This is a genomic window from Faecalibacterium sp. IP-3-29 (assembly GCF_023347335.1).
In the GTDB taxonomy this organism is placed as follows: domain Bacteria; phylum Bacillota; class Clostridia; order Oscillospirales; family Ruminococcaceae; genus Faecalibacterium; species Faecalibacterium duncaniae.
In genome coordinates this window covers 311,226-333,073 of record NZ_CP094471.1, presented here as the reverse complement: position 1 = coordinate 333,073, position 21,848 = coordinate 311,226, and the positions used below count along the sequence as shown (strand labels likewise).

19 protein-coding genes are annotated in these 21,848 nt (G+C 61.6%); 8 read left to right on the top strand and 11 right to left on the bottom strand.

Going from position 1 to position 21,848, the window contains the following annotated elements:
* Positions 1–157 precede the first annotated feature (157 nt).
* From MTP40_RS01485 to MTP40_RS01475, 3 genes are read left to right on the top strand one after another with little or no spacing between them, the layout of a single operon-like run.
* Positions 158–1,234: a sensor histidine kinase gene (locus tag MTP40_RS01485; protein ID WP_249257820.1), complete on the top strand. Its 1,077-nt coding sequence runs from the start codon at positions 158–160 to the stop codon at positions 1,232–1,234.
* Positions 1,224–1,949: a response regulator transcription factor gene (locus MTP40_RS01480; RefSeq protein ID WP_097770172.1), complete on the top strand. Its 726-nt coding sequence runs from the start codon at positions 1,224–1,226 to the stop codon at positions 1,947–1,949. The genes MTP40_RS01485 and MTP40_RS01480 overlap by 11 nt, the downstream gene beginning before the upstream one ends.
* Before the next feature lie 9 nt (positions 1,950–1,958).
* A complete protein-coding gene (locus MTP40_RS01475) occupies positions 1,959–3,278 on the top strand; it encodes an SLC13 family permease (RefSeq protein ID WP_249259705.1) in 1,320 nt (439 codons plus the stop codon).
* 69 nt (positions 3,279–3,347) lie between these two features.
* On the opposite strand, the gene MTP40_RS01470 is transcribed toward MTP40_RS01475, so the two are convergent.
* The 11 genes from MTP40_RS01470 to rsmD all read right to left on the bottom strand — a co-directional run bounded on the left by MTP40_RS01470 (position 3,348) and on the right by rsmD (position 16,801).
* Positions 3,348–4,826 carry a UDP-N-acetylmuramoyl-L-alanyl-D-glutamate--2,6-diaminopimelate ligase gene (locus tag MTP40_RS01470; protein ID WP_207684383.1) on the bottom strand — a complete coding sequence of 493 codons (1,479 nt, stop codon included), beginning with the start codon at positions 4,824–4,826 and terminating at the stop codon, positions 3,348–3,350.
* 15 nt (positions 4,827–4,841) lie between these two features.
* A complete protein-coding gene (locus MTP40_RS01465; protein ID WP_249259704.1) occupies positions 4,842–6,491 on the bottom strand; it encodes a cell division protein FtsQ/DivIB in 1,650 nt (549 codons plus the stop codon).
* Positions 6,492–6,527: 36 nt separating this feature from the next.
* Positions 6,528–7,655 (bottom strand): undecaprenyldiphospho-muramoylpentapeptide beta-N-acetylglucosaminyltransferase, encoded by a 1,128-nt coding sequence (gene murG / locus MTP40_RS01460; protein ID WP_249259703.1) that lies wholly within the window; start codon positions 7,653–7,655, stop codon positions 6,528–6,530.
* A 12-nt stretch (positions 7,656–7,667) separates the two neighbouring features.
* A complete protein-coding gene (locus tag MTP40_RS01455; protein ID WP_249259702.1) occupies positions 7,668–8,942 on the bottom strand; it encodes an FtsW/RodA/SpoVE family cell cycle protein in 1,275 nt (424 codons plus the stop codon).
* A 13-nt stretch (positions 8,943–8,955) separates the two neighbouring features.
* Positions 8,956–9,999 carry a glycosyltransferase family 4 protein gene (locus MTP40_RS01450; RefSeq protein WP_249259701.1) on the bottom strand — a complete coding sequence of 348 codons (1,044 nt, stop codon included), beginning with the start codon at positions 9,997–9,999 and terminating at the stop codon, positions 8,956–8,958.
* Between the two features lie 9 nt (positions 10,000–10,008).
* Positions 10,009–11,373 (bottom strand): UDP-N-acetylmuramoyl-tripeptide--D-alanyl-D-alanine ligase, encoded by a 1,365-nt coding sequence (locus tag MTP40_RS01445; RefSeq protein WP_249259700.1) that lies wholly within the window; start codon positions 11,371–11,373, stop codon positions 10,009–10,011.
* 14 nt (positions 11,374–11,387) lie between these two features.
* Complete coding sequence (locus MTP40_RS01440; RefSeq protein WP_249259699.1) at positions 11,388–13,943, bottom strand: peptidoglycan D,D-transpeptidase FtsI family protein; 2,556 nt, start codon at positions 13,941–13,943, stop codon at positions 11,388–11,390.
* 60 nt (positions 13,944–14,003) lie between these two features.
* Entirely contained in the window at positions 14,004–14,492 is a 489-nt protein-coding gene (locus MTP40_RS01435; RefSeq protein ID WP_005930066.1) for a hypothetical protein, read from the bottom strand.
* Between the two features lie 38 nt (positions 14,493–14,530).
* On the bottom strand, positions 14,531–15,499 hold the full coding sequence (gene rsmH / locus MTP40_RS01430; protein WP_249259698.1) for a 16S rRNA (cytosine(1402)-N(4))-methyltransferase RsmH: 969 nt from the start codon (positions 15,497–15,499) through the stop codon (positions 14,531–14,533).
* Between the two features lie 274 nt (positions 15,500–15,773).
* Positions 15,774–16,235 (bottom strand): ATPase, encoded by a 462-nt coding sequence (locus MTP40_RS01425; protein ID WP_249259697.1) that lies wholly within the window; start codon positions 16,233–16,235, stop codon positions 15,774–15,776.
* Entirely contained in the window at positions 16,232–16,801 is a 570-nt protein-coding gene (rsmD, locus tag MTP40_RS01420; RefSeq protein WP_249259696.1) for a 16S rRNA (guanine(966)-N(2))-methyltransferase RsmD, read from the bottom strand. The genes MTP40_RS01425 and rsmD overlap by 4 nt, the downstream gene beginning before the upstream one ends.
* Positions 16,802–16,997: 196 nt before the next feature.
* On the opposite strand from rsmD, the gene MTP40_RS01415 reads away from it, so the two are divergent.
* The 5 genes from MTP40_RS01415 to MTP40_RS01395 all read left to right on the top strand — a co-directional run bounded on the left by MTP40_RS01415 (position 16,998) and on the right by MTP40_RS01395 (position 21,845).
* Positions 16,998–17,618 (top strand): flavodoxin family protein, encoded by a 621-nt coding sequence (locus MTP40_RS01415; protein ID WP_035393384.1) that lies wholly within the window; start codon positions 16,998–17,000, stop codon positions 17,616–17,618.
* A 172-nt stretch (positions 17,619–17,790) separates the two neighbouring features.
* On the top strand, positions 17,791–18,147 hold the full coding sequence (locus MTP40_RS01410; RefSeq protein ID WP_156065495.1) for a hypothetical protein: 357 nt from the start codon (positions 17,791–17,793) through the stop codon (positions 18,145–18,147).
* Positions 18,148–18,359: 212 nt separating this feature from the next.
* The gene (locus MTP40_RS01405; RefSeq protein WP_117476446.1) at positions 18,360–18,731 is read left to right on the top strand and encodes a hypothetical protein; all 372 of its coding nucleotides are present in this window, start codon (positions 18,360–18,362) and stop codon (positions 18,729–18,731) included.
* Positions 18,732–18,893: 162 nt separating this feature from the next.
* Entirely contained in the window at positions 18,894–21,299 is a 2,406-nt protein-coding gene (locus tag MTP40_RS01400) for a glycoside hydrolase family 2 protein (protein WP_156067886.1), read from the top strand.
* A 150-nt stretch (positions 21,300–21,449) separates the two neighbouring features.
* Positions 21,450–21,845 (top strand): hypothetical protein, encoded by a 396-nt coding sequence (locus MTP40_RS01395; RefSeq protein WP_098923486.1) that lies wholly within the window; start codon positions 21,450–21,452, stop codon positions 21,843–21,845.
* Positions 21,846–21,848 lie beyond the last annotated feature (3 nt).

Sequence of the window (21,848 nt, the reverse complement as noted above, 5' to 3'; positions counted from 1 at the left end):
CTTTATAATAGCATAAAACCGGAAAAGAATCCATTGGTTTGGGCATTCTGTGCAGCCCATCCCTGGAACAACAGCTCTTTTTTCAGCCTTTACTGCATCTTTAGGAAAAGTATGGTATACTTTTCATCTGGAGTAGAATAGATATGGAGGGATCCCCATGAAGCAGAAGACCCGCTGGCACGACGCGCTGGTCCTAGCCGCTGTGCTGTGCGCCGCCTTTCTCATCGTGACCGGCACACAGCAGATCACCGGCCGGATCGATGGCGTTGCATCGATGGTGTTTGTTCTGGCAGTTTTTTTGATCTCGATCTATACAGATGGCTATGCGTGGGGCGTGGTGGCTTCCCTGATCGGCGTGCTGGCCGTGAATTTTGCGTTCCGCTCCCCTTACTTTGCCTTCAACTTCACCCTGCCGGAAAACCTGTTCTCGGGCATGGCGATGCTGGTGGTGTCCATTATGACCAGCACCCTGACCACCCGCATCAAAAAGCAGGAACAGCTGCGGATGGAGAGCGAGACCGAAAAGATGCGGGCCACCTTGCTGCGGGCGGTCTCCCACGATCTGCGCACGCCCCTTACTTCCATTTACGGGGCCTGTTCCACAGTCATTGAAAATTATGACAGCCTGGAAAAAGAGCAAAAATTAAAACTTCTTGGCGAAGCCTGTTCCGATGCCCAGTGGCTGAACCGGATGGTGGAGAACCTGCTGTCCGTCACCCGCTTTGACGGCGGGCAGGTGGCCGTGCAAAAGACCCCCACCGTGCTGGACGAGCTGATCGACACCGTGCTGGTGCGGTTCCAGAAGCGCTACCCCAAGGTGCCCGTTACCACCTACCTGCCCGACAGCTTCATCGTGATCCCCATGGACTCGATGCTGATCTCGCAGGTGCTGACGAACCTTTTGGAAAATGCCGCCGTCCACGCCGAGGGGATGACCCAGCTGACCCTGCGGGTGTTCACGCTGGGCAGCCGGGCGGTGTTTGAGGTATCGGACAACGGCTGCGGCATTCCGAAGGAGCGCCTGCGCACCCTGTTCACCGGTGTGCTGCCCGCCGATGCCGCAGCCGACAGCGGCAAGCACGGCATGGGCATCGGCCTTTCGGTCTGTGCCGCCATCGTCAAGGCCCACGGCGGCGAGATCCAGGCCGAGAGCAAGGTGGGCGAGGGCACCAGCATCCGCTTCTGGCTGGAGACCGAATCGATCGAGACGGAGGAAAACGAAGATGAGCAATAACAAATTCAAGGTTCTGGTCGTGGAAGATGAGGCCAACATCTGCAGCTTTATTGAGACGCTGCTGGAGACCAACGGCTATCAGGCCCTTGTTGCCAACACCTGCGCCATGGGCCAGACCCTGTTCACCTCCCACAATCCGGACCTTATCATCCTGGATCTGGGCCTGCCTGACCGGGACGGACTGGAGCTCATCCGTTTTGTGCGGCAGAAGTTCCTGACCCCCATCGTCGTGCTCTCGGCCCGCACCACCGAGCAGGACAAAATCGAGGCGCTGGATCTGGGAGCCAACGATTACATCACCAAACCCTTTGGCACCGGCGAGCTGCTGGCCCGGGTGCGCGCCGCCCTGCGCACCAACCGCTTCGGCGTGCTGGGCGGGATGCCCGGCGGCGTGTTCCGGGCACAGGGGCTTGAGATCAACTACGAGCGCCGCAAGGTCTTTGTGGACGGTGCCGAGATCAAGCTGACCCAGACCGAATACAACATCGTGGCCTTCCTCTCGGAACATGCAGGCCGGGTGATGACCTATGCCGCCATCGTTCGGGCCATCTGGGGCGATACCGACTGCGGCAGCACCAAAAAGCTGCAGGTCAACATGGCAAACATCCGCAAAAAACTGGGCAGCGTGCCCGGGCGCAACACCTATATTCTGAACGAGCTGGGCGTGGGATACCGGATGATCGACGAGGACACCGATGCCAGGCCCGAAAGCTGAGGACTGCGTATGCTTCCTGCACTGATCATTTTTCTGCTGACCTATCTTCTGATGCTGGTCCTGCCGCAGTACCGGCCTTTTGCCGCGCTGGGCGGGGCCGCTCTGTTTCTGGCTCTGGGCGCGGCGGGCCTGTGGGACTTCACCCTGATAGATGCCGCCCGGGCCGTGGATTTCAATGTCCTGCTGATGATGGCGGGCACCATGGGCACGGTCTCCCTCTTTATTGAGAGCAGGATGCCCGCCCGGCTGGCCGAGCTGCTCATCGTGCGGGTGCCCAACGTGAAATGGGCCGTGTGTATGCTGGCCCTTTTTGCCGGGGTCATCAGCGCCTTTGTGGACAATGTTGCCACGGTGCTCATGGTGGCCCCTGTGGGCCTTGCCATTGCCCGCAAGCTCAAGATCTCCCCCGTGCCCGTCCTCATCTCCATTGCGGTCTCCTCCAACCTGCAGGGAGCTGCCACCCTTGTAGGCGACACCACCAGCATCCTGCTGGGCGGCTTTGCGGGGATGAACTTCTTCAATTTCTTCTGGATGGAGGGCAGGCCCGGCATCTTCTTCGGGGTGGAGCTGGGGGCGCTGGCCTCTCTGGGCGTGCTGCTGTTCACTTTCCGGCACGAGACCCAGCCCATCTCGGCCACGGTGGAGACCGAGGTCACCGACACAGTTCCCTCCGCCCTGATGCTGCTGACGGTGGGTCTGCTCATCGCGGCCTCCTTCCTGCCCCAGCCTGCGGGCGGTCTGCCGCTGGCGCTCTATGGCCTGCGCAGCGGTCTGATCTGTGCAGGGGTCTGCCTGTTCGGCATCCTGCGCGCCTGCCTGCGCCGCCACTCGTTCGCGCCGTTCCGGCTGGCGGCCCGGGAGCTGGACTGCGACACCCTGCTGCTGTTGTTCGGGCTGTTCATCCTGATCGAGGGCATCCGCAAGGCCGGGGTCATCGATGCCGCCGCCCAGCTGTTCTACACCCTCTCCGGTGATGATCCCTTCCGGCTCTATACCCTGCTGGTATTCGTCTCGGTGGGCCTTTCTGCCTTCATCGACAACATCCCCTATGTGGCCACCATGCTGCCGGTGGTGCAGGGCATTGCCGAGCTGATGAACGGCGGTGTAGGCTTCCCGCCTGAGCTGTTTTATTTCGGCCTGCTCACGGGCGCAACTCTGGGCGGCAACCTGACCCCCATTGGCGCTTCGGCCAACATTGCAGCCATCGGCATCCTGCGCAAGCAGGGTGAGCAAGTACGCACCCGTGATTTTCTGCGCATCGGCATCCCGTTCACACTGGCAGCCGTCCTGACGGGCTATGTGTATCTCTGGCTGGTGTGGGGCGCATAAGCGCTGCCGTGCCAGAGCAGCAGCAAAGAAAAACGCGCCGTGTCAAACGACACAGCGCGTTTTTGTTGTTTATTCTAACCCGATCTGCTGGGCGTATTCCTCCAGCAGCTCCCGCTCCAGGAAGGGGGTTTTCACGCCCTCACGGTCGCGGTAGGTCTCGTGACCCTTGCCGATGACGGCGATCAGGTCGCCCTCCTGGGCGTGATCCACGGCGTAGTGGAGCGCGTCCAGACGGTCGGGGATCTCCACAAACTTGGCATCGGGATTGCCCTTGTTCATGCCCACCCGGATATCGGCGAGGATGTCCTCGATTTTCTCAAAGCGGTTGTTGTCCTCGGTCAGGATGGAGAAATCCGCCATTTTGGCACAGGTCTCTCCCATGCCGTAGCGGCGCAGCTTGGAGCGGTTGCCGCCGCAGCCGAACACCACCACCAGCCGGTGAGGGTGATAGGCCCGCAGGGTGGTGAGCAGGCTCTCGGTGGAGACCTCGTTGTGGGCGTAGTCCAGCAGGATGGTGAACTTTTTGCTGATGGGCACCAGCTCCACGCGGCCCTTGACCACGCACTTGCCCAGACCCTCGTGGATGGCGGCATCGGGCAGGCCAAGCACCTTGCCCACAGCCAGGGCGGCCAGCGCGTTGTAGACGCTGAACTCGCCGGGCATATTCACCCTGACATCCATATTGTCTCTGCCGGAGACGTGGAACGCCACGCCCAGAAAATCGTGGGTGCGCAGCAGCTCACAGCCCTCGGCGCGGTAGTCGGCCTTTTCACTGCGGCCATAGGTCACCAGCTTGCAGGTGTGGCCTTCCAGCAGGGCTTCGGTGTTCTCGTCATCGATGTTCACCACGCCCACATCACACCGCCGGAAAAGCTGCCCCTTCCAGCTGCGGTACTCCTCAAAGGTCTTGTGCTCACCGGGGCCGATGTGGTCGGGGGAGAGGTTGGTGAACACACCGATATCATAGTGCACCCCCGCCACACGGTCCATCATCAGGCCTTGGCTGGACACCTCCATCAGGGCCACATCGCAGCCTGCGTCCAGAAACTGGCGGAAGGTCTTTTGCAGCTCGTAGCTCTCAGGGGTGGTGTTGGCGGTCTCCTGATGGCGGCCCATGAAATAGATGCCGTTGGTGCCGATCATGCCGACCTTTTTCCCGGCAGCTTCCAGCACGCTCTTGATCATGTGGGTGGTGGTGGTCTTGCCCTTGGTACCGGTCACGCCGATCATGGTCATCTGGCGGGAGGGGTTGCCAAAGAGGTTGCCGCTCATCAGCGCCATGGCATAGCGGCTGCTCTCCACCTTGACCACGGTCACACCGGGCATGGCAGAAAGCTCAATGTCATGCTGGATGACCAGCACGCTCACGCCCTTGGCGGCGCAGTCCGTGGCAAACTCGTGGCTGTCACGCTGGGTGCCCACGATGCAGACAAAGGCAAGGCCCGGGGCCGCCTTCCGGCTGTCGTAGATGATGTCCTGCACTTCGGTATCCAGGCTGCCCTGCACCAGGGTAAAGGGCACGCCTTCCAGTAATTGTTCCAGCTTCATAACATTACACGCTCCTCATTGGGTGGTTTTGGGTTGGTTTGCATCGCCCGCCGCCGGGGTCGTTCCTTCGGCGGGAGTCGGCTGTACAGTCTGTCCGGCTTCGGGTCCTGCCGGGGCCGCGGCGGTATCCGTTGGTGTTTCGGCAGCGGCATCTGCAGCGGCTTCGCCCTCTGCCGGGGCAGTGCCGTCTGTGGCCGTGCCTTCTGCCGTTTCACCGGTCACACCCTCTTCCGTAGGAGTTTCCTCCACCGGTTCAGGCACGATGTAGCCGGAGGGCAGCTCCGGCTCACCCTGTGCAAAGGTAAACTTGCGGGTGCTGGACATGCTGATATGGGTGAAGTCCAGCTTTCCGGTGTCGGTCGCGGCACAGCCCTTGCCGTCCTCATTCAGCAGGACGTGCTTTGCCAGCTTGAGCTTATATTCCAGCTCGTTCAAGGTGCCCAGCCAGACGCTGATGCGGTCCTGATAGAGGAAGGCCATCTCGTCCACATCCGCAAACTCGATGCGGGTCACGTCGGCGCTCATGCCTGCGGCATCCAGCGCGGCCAGCAGGGTGTTCAGGCTTTCCAGCCGCTGGTCCGCCGCCTCCTCAACAGTGCCGGAGGCGCTGCTGTCGGCGGCGCTGTCCGGGGTGCTGTCCGGGGTGCTGTCGGCCTTGGGCTCCGCCGCAAAGGTCAGCTGTTCGCCGGGCTCGGCAGAGACCGGTTCGCCGCCGTACAGAGTGGGCAGACCGGCAGGCTGGGCAGAATCCTTCTCCAGGATCTTCAGGCCGCCCGAGAGGGTCAGCCAGCCGGAGGAGGTCTGCATGGCCCAGGCAGGCCGGGCTTCTGTTACCCGCACCACCACGGTGCCGGGGTAATCCCGCTCCACCCGGATATCCTCCAGCATGGGGAACACCTTTTCCAGCGCGGCGGCCTTGCTGCCGGGGTCAAAACTGAAGATATTCTCTTCCGGATGGACATCCAGCGCCTGCAGGATCTGTTCGCTGGTATAGCCGCCGGCCTCCTGCACCACACCGTCCGCTGTCTGCACCTGAATGGAGCTGATCTTGAACAGCATCGTCACGGTGAGGTAGACCCCCGCGCCGATGACACAGAGCAGCATGACAAGGGCCGTGAGCCGCCGCATGAGCCTGCGCCGCCGGATGGCGGCCCGGGTCAGCTTCCGCTTTTTCCTGCCCTCCCGCCGGACGGGGTCACGCCGGGCGTTCTGCCCCTGCACCGGCCGCATCCGCTGGCCGCTGCGATTCTGGGCGTTCTGTGGGCGGCGCTGGGCGTTCCGGTTCTGGCCGTTGGCCGGGCGGCGGTTCCGCTGATTGCCCCCGGAGGTGCGCCGCTGGCCGTTCTGCCCGCTGCGGGGGCGCTGTGCGCCGCTCTGGCTGCTCCGCCCGCCGGTGGGAAAGGTGATGCTGTTATCCGGGTAGGAGCCGTAGTTCACCGTGCGCTCCGTATACCGGCTGGGGCGGGGCGCATCGGGGTCATAATTGGGGTTCGTGATGGGGTGGCCGCCGGAGGAATATCCTGCGTACCCGCTGTACCCCAGGTCACTGCCTGCACCCGCGCTGCTGCGGCGCTGGGTGCTCTGCCCGCCGCGCCGGTCATCCCGGGCCTGATCGTAGGCCCGGCGGCGCTTGCGGTTCCGGCTGTTCCGATCATTCTGCGGCATCCGGCTGCACCTCCTTTCCTCTGTTTTTTCCTTCCGTTACGGGGTCTTGACCAGCTTGAGCAGGGCATCCGCAATGCGATCCAGGCTGTCGTCCACCGACAGGCTCCGGGCATTGCGGCCCATCTCAGCCAGCTTGCCGGGCTGGGCCAGCATCCCGGAAACGGTCTGCACCAGCTTTTCGCCGGTCAGGTCTTTTTCCTCAATGACCACAGCAGCGCCGGCCTTCTGCAGCTCCATGGCGTTGTAATACTGGTGGTTCTCGGCCACGTTAGGGCTGGGGATAAGCACAGCGGCACGACCCACAGCCTCCAGCTCGGCCAGTGTCAGGGCACCGGCGCGGCTGATGACAAGGTCCGCTGCGGCCAGCAGCTCGGGCATATTGTTGATGTATTCCTTCACTACAAGGCTCTCGCCGGGGGCAAAGCCCTTTTTCTTTTCCAGATCCTGAAACAGCTGCACGCCGTACTGGCCGGTGGCATGGAGATGGAGGACAGGCTTTTTGTTCTTCTGCTCCCAGGCGCAGAGGTCGGCCACCACCTCGTTCACGCGGCGGGCACCCAGACTGCCGCCGAAGGAGAGGATCACGGTGCGGTCGCCCGCGCCCAGTTCGGCACGGATGGCTTCCCGGTTCTTCGCCTGGGTGAACACCTCCGGCCGGACGGGGTTGCCCACCACGATGGTCTTTTCGGGTGCGCCCAGCTTTTCCACGGCGGCGGGCACAGCGGCGAACACGATGTCCACATCCGGGGCCAGCAGCTTGTTGGTCACACCGGGAAAAGCGTTCTGCTCATGCAGGGCGGTCTTGATGCCCTGTCTGGCGGCGCAGCGCACCACCGGGCCGGACACATAGCCGCCGCAGCCAATGACCAGGTCGGGCTGGATATCCTTCATCATCTTTTTGGCCTTGGGGCCGGAGAGTGCCAGATTCCACAGGGTAATGAAATTCCGCTTGATATTGTTCAGGCTCAGCTTCCGCTGAAAGCCGGTGATCTCGATGTGATGGAAGGGATAGCCCGCCTGTGTGACCAGACGGTACTCCATGCCCTCCTTCCGGCCCGCAAAATAGATCTCGGCGGTGGGGTCGGCTTTTTTGATGGCTCCCGCAATGGCCAGAGCCGGGTTGATATGACCGGCAGTGCCGCCGGCTGCAATGAGTACACGCATCTTGGTTCCTCCTTACTGTTCTGTCTGCGCTCTGCGCGCGGTATCCAGCACAATGGTCTTTGCCTTGCGCTGGCGCTCCCGCTCGGCGTGGGCTTCCTCCCGTTCCAGACGGGCCCGTTCGCCGTTGCGTCCGATATTGACCATAACGCCCATCTCGGCCAGCAGCAGGATCAGGCTGGTGCCGCCGGAGGAGAAGAAGGGCAGCGAAATGCCGGTGTTGGGCAGGGTGTTGGTGACAACGGCGATGTTGCAGAACACCTGCCAGGCGATCTGCGCCATGATGCCGATGCCCACCAGCGTGCAGAACCGGTTTTCGGCATGGAAAGCGATCCAGAAGCCCTGCACCAGAAAGAGGACGAACAGCACGATGACGATCACCGCACCGACGAAGCCCAGTTCCTCGCACACGACACTGAAGATAAAGTCGTTGGTGCTCTCCGGCAGCCAGAGCTGCTTTTCGATGCTGTTGCCCAGCCCCAGCCCCGTGGCACCGCCTGAGCCGATGGCGTACAGGCTCTGCTTGGTCTGGCTGGTCATCCGGTCAAGATCCTGCGTCCAGCCGTCCAGACGGCTCTGCAGGTAGTCGATGGAGTCCACGTGCTTCAGCAAAGTCTCCAGCAGGAACAGCGCGGCACCGGCACAGCCCCAGGTAATGATGCCGCCGCTGCCGCCCAACAGCAGGATGGTGCCCACGATGGCTGTGGTCAGCAGGATGCCCGACATGTGGGGCTCCAGCACCAGCAGGATCAGGACAGGCACCAGCCACAGGATGGGCCGGATGAGTTCCACCACGATGCTGTGGTAGACCCACTTGCGCAGGGGCAGCTCGCCGAATTTGATCTGCGGGGTCCTGGCGGCAATGTCTGCCGTGAGCAGGATCATCTCAAACTTTGCCACCTCGGAGGCCTGCAGGGTCAGGCCTCCGAAGCTGATCCACCGGCGGCAGCCGTTGATGGGGCTGCTGAACAGCACCAGCACCAGCAGGATCAGGCAGACGATATAGCCCAGCTTGACCATTCTGCGCAGGAAGCGGTGGTCAAAATAGGAGAACAGGAACATCATACCCAGGCCCAGCACCGTGCAGAGCAGCTGGGATTTGATGTAATGGAAGCTGTCCCCAAAGCGGAGATAGCCCGTGGTATAGCTTGCACTGAACAGCATGACCAGCCCGAACACCATGATGATGGCCAGGGTCGCCATCCAGTTGAGCAGGATGGGCGGCCAGGGGCCGGGGTCCCGCTGAAAGACGGAAAAAGGCTCTGCTTTTTTTCTGCGGAGTGTTGCCAAACTGCACCCCTCCTTAACTGATTTTTGCCAGCTGAACGGTCAGCGCCACGCCCAGCATGGCAATGATACAAAAGGTATAGAAGATCTGTTCCGTGCTCTGGCCCCGCAGCTCCAGCCAGCGGTGGAGCGGTGCCGAGCGGAACAGCTGCCTGCGGCCCCGGCTGGCCTTGCAGACCAGGATCTGCAGGGCCACCATGCCGCCCTCCAGCCAGAAGGGCAGGGCCAGCGGCAGGGTGAGGTCAGGCCAGCCGATGCACAGGGGAACGCACCCCAGCATCCCGGCCAGAAACAGGCTGCCCACGCTACCCAGCCGCAGCTTTGCGGGCGGGAAGTTCCAGAGCAGGAAGGCCATCAGAGCACCGGCCAGCGCGGCGGGCAGAACGCCCAGCGGGAACCAGCCCAGCAGGGTCATCACCCCCATCAGGCCCAGCATGGCCGCAAAGGACGTGCCGCAGACGATGCCGTCCATGCCATCGGCAATGCGGGCACACTCGGCCAGTGCGACCAGCAGCCCTTCCCACAGCAGCGGGGCAGCAATGCCCAGATCGACATAGCCCACGCCCGGCAGGGTGATCCCGGCTGCAAGGCAGCCTCTGGCTCCCAGCAGCACCAGCACCACGGCACCGGCAGCGGCTTCCAGCCCAAGGCGGGTGTGCCGCCGCTGGCCCAGCACAGAACGGCTGCGGATGCGGGCCAGATCCTCCAGCAGGCCCACGCCGCCAAAGAGCAGAGCCCCCAACAGCGCTGTGAGCAGCCGGACCGAGAACAGGCTCTCGGCCCCCAGCAGCTCAGGCTGAGCCACACAGGCGGCAGTCCAGCCCACGCCCACAGCAGCCAGCACCCCCACCATCAGGCAGAGCCCGCCCATGGTGGGGGCCTGCGGCGGGCGCTCCGGCTCGGCATCCGGCGCTTCCTGCTTGGGTGATGGTGCCTGCCGGGCCTTGGGCTCATCCCAACGTCCCTGGAACGCCCGCAGCAGCGGCACCATCAGATTCCCGAGCGCCGCCGTGAGGAAGAACCCCAGCGTTGAGGCGGCGATCAAGGCGAAACGAATCATAGCTTGATGTTACTCCTTGTAAAAGATCTCCAGCACTTTTTCCAGTGCCATACCGCGGCTTGCCTTGACCAGCAGGGCATCGCCGGGCTGCATTTTGTTCAGCAGGGTCTCGGCGGCCTGAGCGTAGGTGTCGGCATGGAGGGTGGGCAGCCCCTTGGCAGCAGCCACCACGGCAATGCGCTTGGCCTGCTCGCCATAGGTGACGAGGTAGTCCACCTTGTTCTCCACGGCCTGACGGCCCACCTCCTCGTGGGCGGCGCGGCTGATATCGCCCAGCTCCAGCATATCGCCCAGCAGGGCAAAGCGGCGCTTGCAGGGATACTCCCTGAACATGGCCAGCGCGGCCTTCATGCTGTCGGGGTTGGCGTTGTAACAATCCTCAATGACATCCACGCCTCTGACGTGCACCACCTTCTGGCGCATTCCGGTCTGCTCAAAGTCGGCCAGACCGGCAATGACCCGGCGGGCATTCAGCCCCAGACGGGTGGCGGCGCAGTAGGCAGCCAGTGCGTTGGCCACGTTGTGCCGGCCCATGGCGGGGATCTTTACGAGGAAAGTCCCCTCCTCGTGATCCTCCAGCACAAAGCTCATGCCCTTTTCATCCTGCTGGATGGACAGGGCACAGACATCAGCGTTCTCATCGCCCAGGCTGAACCAGACCGGGCGGACATGGTCGGGCAGGACGGCCTTGCGCAGGAAGGGGTCGTCCCCGTTCAGCACCAGCGGAGCACCCTCCGGCAGACCGGCGCAGATCTCCAGCTTTGCCTTGCAGATGTTCTCCTGACTGCCCAGATTGCCGATGTGGGACACCCCGATGCAGGTGATGATGCCCACATCCGGGCGGGCGCACTTGCTCAGGCGCTCGATCTCCCCGGCGTGGCTCATTCCCATCTCCACCACGGCGTACTGGGTCTCTTTGCCGATGCGGAACATGGTGCGGGGCAGGCCCAGCTCATTGTTCTGGTTGCCCTCGGTCTTGATGGTACTGCCAAAGCCTGCAATGGCGGCGTAGGTCATCTGTTTGGTGGTGGTCTTGCCCACGCTGCCGGTCACGCCCACCACTTTGGGGTGGAACTGGCTGCGATAATTGGCACCCAGCACCATCATGGCGTGGTAGCTGTCCGGGCAGATCACGCTCTTCTCCTCCGGCACGCCTTCCACGGGGTGGTTCAGCACCACGCAGAGCGCGCCGTTTTCCAGCGCCTTGGCGGCAAAATCATGGCCGTCGAATTTTTCGCCCGGGAACGCCACAAAGATGCACCCGGGGCAGACCTCACGGCTGTCGGTGGTCACCAGCGTGACCGGGGTCTCGCACTGGGCCAGCGCGTTGACGGCCAGGCCCTCCAACAGGATGTTTGCTGCAATTGCTTCCATACTCTCATTCCCCTTTATCCACAGATCAGATGTACGATGGTTCCTCGCTGGACGCTGGAGCCGGGTGCCTCACTCTGGCTCTGGACCGTGCCGGAGCCTTCGACTGTGCAGTTGAGCCCTGCGGCGTTCAGCATCTGCCGGGCAAAGTCCGCGCTCTTGCCGGTCACGTCCGGCACCTCGGCGTGTTTGCCCTCATAGGTATCGGTATACAGATAAACGGTGGTGCCGTAGGGCACCTCTGCCCCCGCACGGGGGTACTGGTAGGTAACAAGGGCGGCGGTCTGGTCGGATTCGCTCTCGGCCAGGTGATGCTTCAAACCCTTGATGTTCAGCTGCACCTGCGCGTTGCTCCACTCCTTGCCCGTCAGGTTGGGCACCTTGACGGTGGTGCCGCTGCGGTCCACGCCGTCGGTGGCGATGCCCAGATAGGGCGCGATCTCGCTGATGATGTTGCCCACCACCGGAGCCGCTAGAATGGACGAATAGTCGGTGCGGGCATTGTTGGGGTCGTCCAGCATGACATAGACCAGGATCTCCGGGTCGTTGGCGGGCAGGACAGCCGCAAAGGATGCCACCTTCTTGTAGTCGCCGTCGGCGCGGCGGTCCATGTTCAGCTGCTCGGAAGTGCCGGATTTGCCGCCGATGCGGTAGCCTGCAACGTAGGCGTTGCCGCCGCCGCCCTGGGTGCCATCGCCCACCTCAAACTCCATGATCTGGCGGATGGTCTCGCTGGCGCTCTCGCTGATGACCTGACGGCGGATGTTGGTGCCGATCTCCTGCACCACATTGCCGTTCTGGTCCGTGATCTTATCCACCACATGGGGGGTGACCAGATAGCCGCCGTTGACTGCCGCCGAGATGGCAGTGCACACCTGCAGCGGGGTCACGGCCATGGCCTGACCAAAGGCGGAGGAGGCCAGCTCCACCTCGCCCAGACGGCTTTTGCTGTAATACTGCATGAAGCTGGTCTCATTGGGCAGGTCCACACCGGTGCGCTCGGTGAATCCGAAGGCATCAAAGTAATCATAGAACAGGCTGGAACCCACGCGCTGGCCCAGCTGGACAAAGTAGATGTTGCAGCTGTTGCGCAGGGCCTCGGCCAGATTCTGGACCCCGTGCGACTTTCTGCCGGCGCAGTGGTAGGTCTGCTTTGCCACGCTGTACGCGCCGGAGCAGTTCAGGGTGGTGTAATAGGTCGCCTTGCCGCTGTCCACACCCATGGCGGCGGTGATGACCTTGAACACGCTTCCGGGGTAGTACAGCTCGGTGATGGTCTTGTTCTTCCACTGGATATCCCGGTAGGTGCCGGTGTAGTCAGCCTCCGCATCCGCGATCTTCTGGCCGTTCTCGTCCCGCAGGTAGTTGCCGTTCTCGTCTTTTTTGTAGATGGTGTACAGCTCCGGCTCGGCCTGCACCTGCTCCGTCAGGTAGGCCAGATTGGCGCTGAAATCCTGCGGGTCATTGGGGTCAAAGTCCGGCTTGGAGGCCATGGCAAGGATGGCACCGGTCTTGACATTCATCACAATGGCGCAGCCGCGGTTCTCAACGGTGTTGGCCGCCACGGCCTCGTTCAGGTAGCGCTCCACCACCTCCTGAATGTTCACATCCAGCGAGAGCACCAGATTGGAGCCGTCCTTGGCGGCGTAGGTGGTGGCGTTTTCATCGGCAATGGCATTGCCGTAGGCGTTGCGCAGGGTGATGGTGCGGCCATTCACACCGGCCAGCGTGGACTCATAGGAGTTTTCCAAACCGTACACGCCCTGACCATCCGCATTGCAGAAGCCCAGCACGGCAGCGGCAAAGCGGCCGTAGGGGTAATCCCGCTGGAAGCCCTTGGAGGCCGACACCGACACCCGCCCCTTGCGGACAGTGGGGGTGCCGTCGTCGCTCTCCTGCTGGCCCAGGCCCAGCTTGGCCAGGATCTTTTCCAGCGCACCAGCGGATTTTCCGCTCTTGCTGTGGGCCTTGTTGTAGGTCTTGACGTATTCCTCAATGGAGAGCTTGATGGCGTTGTTGACCTTGGTGGCCAGCACCTGATAGGAGCTTTCGTTTTGGGAGAGGGCATCGCAGACCGCCTGATACTGGGTCTGGTACTCCGCCGAAGTGGTGTCCACGCTGTCCAGACTCTCGCCGTCGCCCGAAAGCAGGCGGAGGGTGATCTGGGTGCAGACCTCCTTCATGGCGGCTTCATCGATGGTGCGGGTCTCCGCCTTGGTATCCTGATCGGTGGTGGTGGTATACAGGGCCGTGCTGTAGGAGGGGTCGGCCCAGATGGTCCAGACCACGCTGGTGGAGGCCAGCGTGATGCCGCTGGTGTCGTAGATCTCACCGCGGGTGGCCTGAATGGTGCTGTCCAGCAGCTGCTGCTCGGCGGCGTACTGGCGGTAGGTGGCACCGTCGCGGATCTGGATCTTGTACAGGCTGTAGATCACGGTCAGCGCGGCGGCCACCACAAGAAGCACGGCGGCACCAAAGCTGATATGGCGCAGCCGGGCACTGAGCCGTGCGTGCGGGTCCGCACTGCGGCGGCGGGTACTGTTCTTTTTGGGATTGGAGGATGGTGTTTGCATTGCGTACTCCCGAAGAAAACCGAAAAAGCGTGCGCTGCCGCACGCTTTTCGTTGTTTGGTTTATTTTGCCGTTCTGACAGAGGCAAGAATGGTCATTGCCCCATCGTGGAGCAGATCCGACCACTGCCGCACAGCGGATGCCTTGCGCACCAGAACGCTGCCCTCATCCAGCCGGATGTAGGTGATCTGGCTCTGGTCGATCTTCATCAGCCCCAGGCGTGTGGCAGTCTCCTCAACACTTGTGATGTTGGTGCGGCTGTTCAGGGCACTGTTGTAGTATGTATACTGGCTCTGCTCGCTCACAAGCTCTGCCTTGGCGCTCTGGATCTGAGAGTTCAGCTCCACCAGCTGTGCCTCGCTCCACAGCAGGCTCACCGCAAAGCCCACCAGCAAAGCCGCGCCCACCAGCTGCAGCGCGTGCTGCATGGCGGCCCGCACGGGGTTCAGCCGCTTTTTGCCGCCCTTTTCTACCCGCAGCGGGACTTTGGGCTGTGCCTGCGGCGCTCTTCTGCGCCGAACCTCTGTCATATCGTATGCTGCCTGACCCATGGTGATCTCCTCCTCACATCTCCGGGGCTGTGCCGCCCTCAGATCTTTTCCAAAACCCGCAGGTGGGCCGAGCGGCTGCGCCGGTTCTCTTCCAGCTCCTGCGTGTTGGCTTCAATGGGTTTGCGTGTGATCAGCTTTGCTTTGGCTTTGCCGCCGCAGACGCACACCGGGAACTCCGGCGGGCAGGTACAGGCGGTGGACCAGCGGCGGAACTTGTTCTTGACCAGCCGGTCCTCCAGCGAGTGGAAGGTGATCACACAAAGTCTTCCACCCGGTGCGAGATGCGCAAAAATGGTGTCCAGCCCCTCTTCCAGCGCGTCCAGCTCATGGTTTACCGCAATGCGCAATGCCTGGAAGGTGCGGCGGGAGGGGTTTTTGTTCTTCCGGCGCTCCGCCGGGGGCATGGCGCTGGCCACGATATCCGCCAGCTGCAAGGTCGTTTCAATGGGGGCAGTTTCCCGGGCTTCCACGATCCTGCCCGCGATCTGCCAAGCGAAGGGCTCCTCGCCGTAATCCCGCAGGATGCGGGCCAGCTCCTCCCGGCTCTCGCTGTTCACGAGATCGGCGGCCGTCTCCCCCTCCTGGCTCATCCGCATGTCCAGCGGGGCATCCGCCCGGTAGGAAAAGCCCCGGGCCGCGTCATCCAGCTGATGGCTGGACACCCCCAGATCCAGCAGCGCGCCGTTGATCGTTTCAATGCCCAGCTGCTCCAGAGCTTGTCCGGCATAGCGGAAGTTGATCTGCACCACGGTGGCAGGCAGGCCCGCCAGCCGGGCCCGGGCCGTCTGCACGGCATCGGGGTCCTGATCCAGCGAGATGAGCCTGCCGCCCTGCTCGCCGTTCAGCCGCAGAGCGATCTGGCGGGAGTGCCCTGCGCCGCCCGCCGTGCCGTCCAGATAGGTGCCTGCCGGGTCGATCTTCAGGCCGTCCAGGCACTCGTTCAGCAGCACCGGGACATGCTCAAACGAGGCCGGGTCAAAGGGCTGTGCCGTTTTTACTGTGTCCATGTTCCCAGCCTCCTTTCAAAACTCAGATAAGATCCTGCATCTGCCGCCCTTTTCTGCCCGGAGCTGCTGCCCGGGAAAGCGGCCTGCGGCCTGCCGGGAGTTTGTGGCCCGGTCAGCCTTGAGGATACAATTTTATTGTAACAAAACAGGCCCCTGATTGCAAGAGTTTCCCTTTTGTTTTTTCTCTCAAAATGTACCAAAAAAAGCCCCTGCAAGCCGTCGTTTTTGCTTGCAGGGGCCGGAAGCTCTCACCGGGAAATTTCACATTCCCGCATCAGAGCTGTTTCCGGGGGCTCTGGCGCAGGTTTGCACGGACATTTTTGACCTGTGCGGCGTTTTCCGCCATCGTCTCTTCCGTGGTCTTGAGCATATTATCACAGTAGTCGGTCACGGTCTGGCGGACAGTGCGGGCCTCGGCTTGGGCGGCGGAGACGATCTCTCCGGCGCGCTGCTGGGCCGCCTTGACGATCTCGGCCTCGCTCACCAGCACACGGGCGCGCTCCTCGGCCTTTTTTACAATGGCCTGCGCCTGTGCGTTGGCCGATTCGATGAGCTGGGCACGGTCGCTGACAATGGACTGGGCCTGCCGCAGCTCCACAGGCAGGTTCTGGCGGATCTCGTCCAGATAATCCCGGATCTGCTCCACATCCACGATGCGCTTGCCGCCCGAAAGGGGCATTCCGGCGCTCTCCTCCAGCGTATCCTCAATGGTATCCAAAAGCTCGTTTACGTTCATTCCGCATCTCCCTCTCCGGCGCTCTGCAGGGGCTTACCATACTTCCACAGCAGGACTTTGCCGTATTTATACTGTTTTTTCAGGGTCATGCCGCCCACCTCGGCAGGCAGCACCAGGCCGGTCTCACTCTCGCAGATCACGATGCCGCCCGGAGCCAGGCATTTGTCCACGCCGGGCAGGATCTTTTCCAGCGTGCCGGTGTGGAAGGGCGGGTCCAGCAGCACGATGTCGAACTGCTCATGGCAGGCGGAGAGATACCGTGCCGCCTCGCCGATGTTGACCCGGCTGCGGTCAAACACGCCGCAGTTCTTGCAGTTCTTCATCACGATGTTCACGGCCTCCCGGTTCTCGTCCAGGAACACGCACCGGGCCGCACCCCGGCTCAGGGCCTCGATGCCCAGCTGGCCGCTGCCTGCGTAGAGGTCGAGCACCCGGGCACCGGGCAGGTCGAACTGGACGATGCTGAACATGGCCTCCTTGACCTGATCCATCGTCGGGCGGGTGATCTCGGTGCCGGGCAGGGCTTCCAGCCTGCGGCCCCGTGCTTCTCCTGCAATAACGCGCATGTATCTGCCTCCTTCTCCCGCTGTCCGGGCCCCCTGCCCGGCCAGCAGCTGTTTCGTATTTTCGTATCTCCATATTATCGTCAAAACGCAACTCTTTGTCAAGGGCACGCGTTGCACTCAGGGTGCAATTGTGCTAAAATCAGGGCAAAGCGCCCCATGTGCGGCGCGTTTTGCCAAAAAAGGAGAGTATCTGCTTATGAAAGTCCTGCTCATCAACGGCAGCCCCCACGAGAAGGGCTGCACCTATACCGCCCTGTCCCTGATCGCCGGGGAGCTGAACGCCAGCGGCATCGAGACCGAGATCCTGAACGTCGGCACAAAGCCGGTGGGCGGCTGCATCGGCTGCGGCGGCTGTGCCGCCGGTAAGGGCTGCGTGTTCGGCGGCGTGGTCAACGAGGCCATCGAAAAGGCCAAGACCGCCGATGCCTTTGTGTTCGGCACACCTGTCCACTATGCGTCCGCCTCCGGCAACATGACCAGCTTCATGGACCGTCTGGCCTACGCGGGCGGCAAGTATCTGGCCTACAAGCCCGCCGCCATCTGCGCTTCGGCCCGCCGCGCCGGCACCACCACCACGCTGGACCAGCTGGTAAAGTACCCCGAGTTCTTCCACATGCCGCTGGTCAGCGGCTCCTACTGGCCCATGGTCCACGGCTCCAAGCCCGAGCAGGTGCTGGAGGATGAAGAGGGCTGTGCCGTGATGCGGGAGCTGGGCCGCAACATGGCCTGGCTGCTCAAGTGCATCGAACTGGGCAAAGCAAACGGCATCACCCACCCTGAAAATCCCCGCCGCCCCATGACCAATTTCATCCGCTGAGTTTCCCCTCGCTCCCGCCTGCCCGGCGGGGGCTTTTTCGTTGACAAATCGCACAATATCTATTATCTTTTTTCATTTACCTCCTCAATTCCCATTAAAAGGATTTTATGATATACTGTATTCACAATCCAGTGAGGGTTGAATTATTATTTTATCAAAGGAGGCCATCACTATGAGAAAGCTTATCACCTGTTTACTTTCTGGAGTTTTAGTTGGTTCCATGTTGCTCGCTCCCGCATCAGCTACAACAACTTCTGTCATTTCTGATGACCCTTCTATCGACAACTCTAGCGTTGTTCCTTATGCTTCTCTTTGCGACGAATGTGGCATTGGTCAAGTCCGGTACAATACCAAAACAGAAGGTCCTTGGATTTTCAATCGGTATGTCGAATGCCTTTCCGGCGATCCTCAATATCGTGATAAGGAGTATTATCGCGATTTAACCAAGTACTATCTCTGTGATCATTGTGGAAGCGGCTTTGGCGACGCTGTCCGTGAAACGAAGGTTGAGCATGAACACGGCTGGTAATTAGCTTTTGCTTATTCACTTATAGTACTTTATAATCCTTGCATTCTGCTCCCGCCTTTCCGGCGGGAGCGTTTTTTTGTCGTCAATCCGCATAAAAGGAGCTCTCTTTTTTCTGTTCCTCTCACAATTTTCTCTTTCTGCGATCCATGCTATAATGAAGATGAGATCAGAGAAGTTCACCCCCATACTTTCTCAAAAAGGAGGCGTTTACCATGAAAAAGATTCTTTCCGCATTTTTCGCCGCTTTTCTTCTGGCAAGTCTATGTGCTCTTCCCACATTCGCAGCGTCTCAGGTTCGTTCCACAAATGCTGCAACAACTGCCGAACCTGCGGTCCTCGTCTGTGAATATTGCGGACAGAGCGATATGATTTGTGTGGATGAGTATTATGCTTCCTGGTATACAGTCAATTTTATTCCTTGTCAGGGACGCGACCCCCGATATAATGATTCGGTCGAGAATCGCACTCATGTTGAAATTTATCAATGTCAATCCTGTAAGTTTGGCACCAGCGTAGTTTCTACGGAAGAGCAGATTTCCCACAAGCACCCCGCCATGCGTGCCTACGACCTTCCCAGATTCTGATATTTCCCTTGCGCCTCTGCCCTTGCCGGCGGGGGCGTTTTTGATTTTAACAGCTTTTTCTGCAAAAACGGAAAAAATAAGGGACGGAGTGCTTTTTTCGTTCACAACTTTGTGGTAGCATAAGGGTAAGAATTATTTTGTGCAGAGCGATGGAGACAGGCTATGGAACACTACGATTGGAACGACGGCTGGCTGTTTGCCCCCACCTTTGATCCCGCCATCGTCCGCCCCGAATGCACCGGGGTGGAGCTGGAGCCGGTGCGCTTGCCCCACACGGTCAAAACGCTGCCCTACAACTATTGCAACGAGAACGAATACCAGCGGGTGTCCGGCTACCGGCGGGAGTTTTTTGCGCCCAAAGAGTGGCAGGGCCGCACGGTACTGCTGACCTTTGGAGCCGTGGCCCACGATGCCACCGTGTTCTGCAACGGGCGGCGGGTGTTCCACCACGGGTGCGGCTACACCGCCTTTACTGTGGACCTGACCGAATCGCTGCTGCTGGGCCAAAAAAATGTGGTGGCTGTCCGGTGCGACAGCCGGGAGGACCTGAACATTCCTCCCTTCGGCGGGCAGATCGATTTTCTGACCTACGGCGGCATCTACCGGGCCGTCAGTCTGGACGTGAAGGAGCCCGCCTACCTGCGCGACATCTTCATCGAGGCGCAGGCCGAGGGCGATTTCCGCATCTATTCCTCCACAGTGGGCGAAACCATCGGCTGCACCCTGCAGGCCGAGATCCGCAGCCCCGCCGGGAGCAGAGCCCTGTACAGCGGTGAACTCAGCCTGCCCATTGTGGGCACCCTGAACGGCGTGCATCCCTGGAGCGTGGAGCACCCCTTCCTCTATACCCTGACCGTCCGGCTCATCCGGCCCGGCACCAGCGGCCTGCCCGACCGGGTGCTGGACGAAAAGAGCACCCGGTTCGGCTTCCGCACCATCCAGTTCGTGGCCGGGGGCTTTTATCTGAACGGCCAGCGGGTGGAGCTGCGGGGCCTGAACCGTCATCAGAGCTACGCCTATCAGGGCTATGCCATGCCGGACAGCATTCAACAGCTGGATGCCCAATTGTTGAAAAAGCAGCTGGGCTGCAATGCAGTGCGCACCAGCCACTACCCCCAGAGCCCGGCTTTTCTGGATGCCTGCGATGAGCTGGGCCTGCTGGTGTTCGTGGAGATGCCCGGCTGGCAGCACATCGGGGATGACGCCTGGCAGGCTCAGGCATTGCAGAACTGCCGCGAGATGGTCTGCCAGTGCCGCAACCACCCCAGCGTGTTCCTGTGGGGCGTGCGGGTGAACGGCAGTTCCGACAACGAGGCCTTTTACAAGCGCACCAACGAAGCCGTCCATCGGCTGGACCCCACCCGCCCCACCGGCGGCGTGCGGATCGCCCGCAAGAGCCAGCTGCTCGAGGATGTTTACGCCTACAACGATTACTCCTACTCCGGCCGCGGCCCGGGCTGCGAGCCTCGGTCTGCCGTTACGCCTGACCTGCGCAAGGGTTACCTCATCAGCGAGTTCGGGGGCCAGCAGTTCCCGGCCAAAGCCTTTGACGACGAGCCGCACCGGCTGGCACAGGCTCTGCGCCACGCCGCCGTCCTCAACGATGCCATTGCCCAGCAGGGCGTGGCCGGTGCCCTTGGCTGGTGCATGGCCGATTACAACACCCACCGCGAGTTCGGCAGCGGCGACCGCATCTGCTACCACGGCGTGACAGATCTGTTCCGCAACCCGAAGCTCTCCGCCGCCGTCTACGCCAGCCAGAAAACGCCCCGCTCCCCTTCGGACGTGGTGTTCGAGGTCTCTTCCAGCATGGCACTGGGCGACCACCCCGGCGGCTTTGCCGGGGCCTGCTGGGTGTTCACCAACGCCGAGAGCGTCCGCCTCTACCGGGGCAACGATTTCATTGCCGAGTTCACCCCCGACCGCCGGGGCCGCTTTGCCGCCCTGCCCCACCCGCCCATCGAGATCCAGGATTTCGTCGGCTCCCTGCTGGAAAAGTATGAGGGCCTTGACCAGAGCACGGCCCCGCAGGTGGCGGCCATCCTCAACGAGATGCGCCGGGACGCGCTGAACCTTTCGCCCCTCTCCCGGGCGCGGATGCTCTCCCTGCGGTTGAGCGCAAACGACCTGCTCCGGATGTACTACAAATACATCGGCGTGCTGGGCGGGCCGTCCAGCGTCTACCGGTTTGAGGCAGTCTGGCACGGGCGTACCGTCCGCACCGTGGTCAAGGAGCCGGTGCAGTCGGTGCGGCTGGAATGCGTGGTGCACAACCCCATCCTGACCGACGGCCCCACCTGGGACTGCGCGGCGGTCAGCCTGCGGGCCATTGACCAGAACGGCAACCTGCTGCCCTACTGCGGCGAGGCCGTTCAGCTCAGCGTGGAAGGCCCGGTAAAGATCCTGGGCCCGGCCATCGTCCCCCTGCGGGGCGGCATGGCGGGCACCTATCTTGCCACCACCGGTGAAGCAGGCCGTGCCGTGCTGCACTGCCGGATGGAGGGCGCGCTGGATGTGGAGGCCGCCCTGACCGTGCGCAAGCGCTCCGGTGCAGAGAATGCCAATTAAATTTCGTCCTTTCATGGTAGATTTGCAATCTGTTCAAAGTTTTATCATGGTTGGCTGATATTCTATTGTTGTGAACAATCAAACGCCCTCTCTGTCCATGCGTCTGCGTGGCTGAGAGGGTTATTCTTGAGGACAAAGGACCGGAAATCTATGAGAGAGAAACTTCGTCAGTTTATGATCGGCCGCTATGGCACCGATGGCCTGAACCAATTCCTGAGCATTGCCTCGCTGGTGCTGCTCCTCATCGCCATCATCAGCCGGGTCAGCCTGTTCACCTATCTGGGCGCGGCCCTGCTGATCTTCTGCTACTATCGCACCTTCAGCCGGAACATCTCCAAGCGCACCGAGGAGAACTACAAGTTCTACACCCTGAAGGACCGGGTGGACAACAAGTTCAAGGGCTGGAAGGAGCAGTGGGCCAACCGCAAGGTCTATCACTACTACCGCTGCCCCCAGTGCCGCCAGAAGCTGCGCGTGCCCCGCGGCCGCGGCCGCATCCAGATCTCCTGCCCCCGCTGCGGCACCCAGTTCATCAAGAAGAGCTGAGCC

What these genes read in the sequence shown, in the direction of transcription:
- MTP40_RS01485 (WP_249257820.1), top strand. Translation starts at nt 158, where the DNA reads ATGAAGCAGAAGACCCGCTGGCACGACGCGCTGGTCCTAGCCGCTGTG.
- rsmH (WP_249259698.1), bottom strand. Translation starts at nt 15,499, where the DNA reads ATGGACACAGTAAAAACGGCACAGCCCTTTGACCCGGCCTCGTTTGAG.
- MTP40_RS01415 (WP_035393384.1), top strand. Translation starts at nt 16,998, where the DNA reads ATGAAAGTCCTGCTCATCAACGGCAGCCCCCACGAGAAGGGCTGCACC.
- MTP40_RS01405 (WP_117476446.1), top strand. Translation starts at nt 18,360, where the DNA reads ATGAAAAAGATTCTTTCCGCATTTTTCGCCGCTTTTCTTCTGGCAAGT.
- MTP40_RS01395 (WP_098923486.1), top strand. Translation starts at nt 21,450, where the DNA reads ATGAGAGAGAAACTTCGTCAGTTTATGATCGGCCGCTATGGCACCGAT.
- MTP40_RS01400 (WP_156067886.1), top strand. Translation starts at nt 18,894, where the DNA reads ATGGAACACTACGATTGGAACGACGGCTGGCTGTTTGCCCCCACCTTT.
- MTP40_RS01480 (WP_097770172.1), top strand. Translation starts at nt 1,224, where the DNA reads ATGAGCAATAACAAATTCAAGGTTCTGGTCGTGGAAGATGAGGCCAAC.
- MTP40_RS01465 (WP_249259704.1), bottom strand. Translation starts at nt 6,491, where the DNA reads ATGCCGCAGAATGATCGGAACAGCCGGAACCGCAAGCGCCGCCGGGCC.
- rsmD (WP_249259696.1), bottom strand. Translation starts at nt 16,801, where the DNA reads ATGCGCGTTATTGCAGGAGAAGCACGGGGCCGCAGGCTGGAAGCCCTG.
- MTP40_RS01475 (WP_249259705.1), top strand. Translation starts at nt 1,959, where the DNA reads ATGCTTCCTGCACTGATCATTTTTCTGCTGACCTATCTTCTGATGCTG.
- MTP40_RS01410 (WP_156065495.1), top strand. Translation starts at nt 17,791, where the DNA reads ATGAGAAAGCTTATCACCTGTTTACTTTCTGGAGTTTTAGTTGGTTCC.
- MTP40_RS01450 (WP_249259701.1), bottom strand. Translation starts at nt 9,999, where the DNA reads ATGATTCGTTTCGCCTTGATCGCCGCCTCAACGCTGGGGTTCTTCCTC.
- MTP40_RS01435 (WP_005930066.1), bottom strand. Translation starts at nt 14,492, where the DNA reads ATGGGTCAGGCAGCATACGATATGACAGAGGTTCGGCGCAGAAGAGCG.
- MTP40_RS01470 (WP_207684383.1), bottom strand. Translation starts at nt 4,826, where the DNA reads ATGAAGCTGGAACAATTACTGGAAGGCGTGCCCTTTACCCTGGTGCAG.
- MTP40_RS01425 (WP_249259697.1), bottom strand. Translation starts at nt 16,235, where the DNA reads ATGAACGTAAACGAGCTTTTGGATACCATTGAGGATACGCTGGAGGAG.
- MTP40_RS01445 (WP_249259700.1), bottom strand. Translation starts at nt 11,373, where the DNA reads ATGGAAGCAATTGCAGCAAACATCCTGTTGGAGGGCCTGGCCGTCAAC.
- MTP40_RS01440 (WP_249259699.1), bottom strand. Translation starts at nt 13,943, where the DNA reads ATGCAAACACCATCCTCCAATCCCAAAAAGAACAGTACCCGCCGCCGC.
- murG (WP_249259703.1), bottom strand. Translation starts at nt 7,655, where the DNA reads ATGCGTGTACTCATTGCAGCCGGCGGCACTGCCGGTCATATCAACCCG.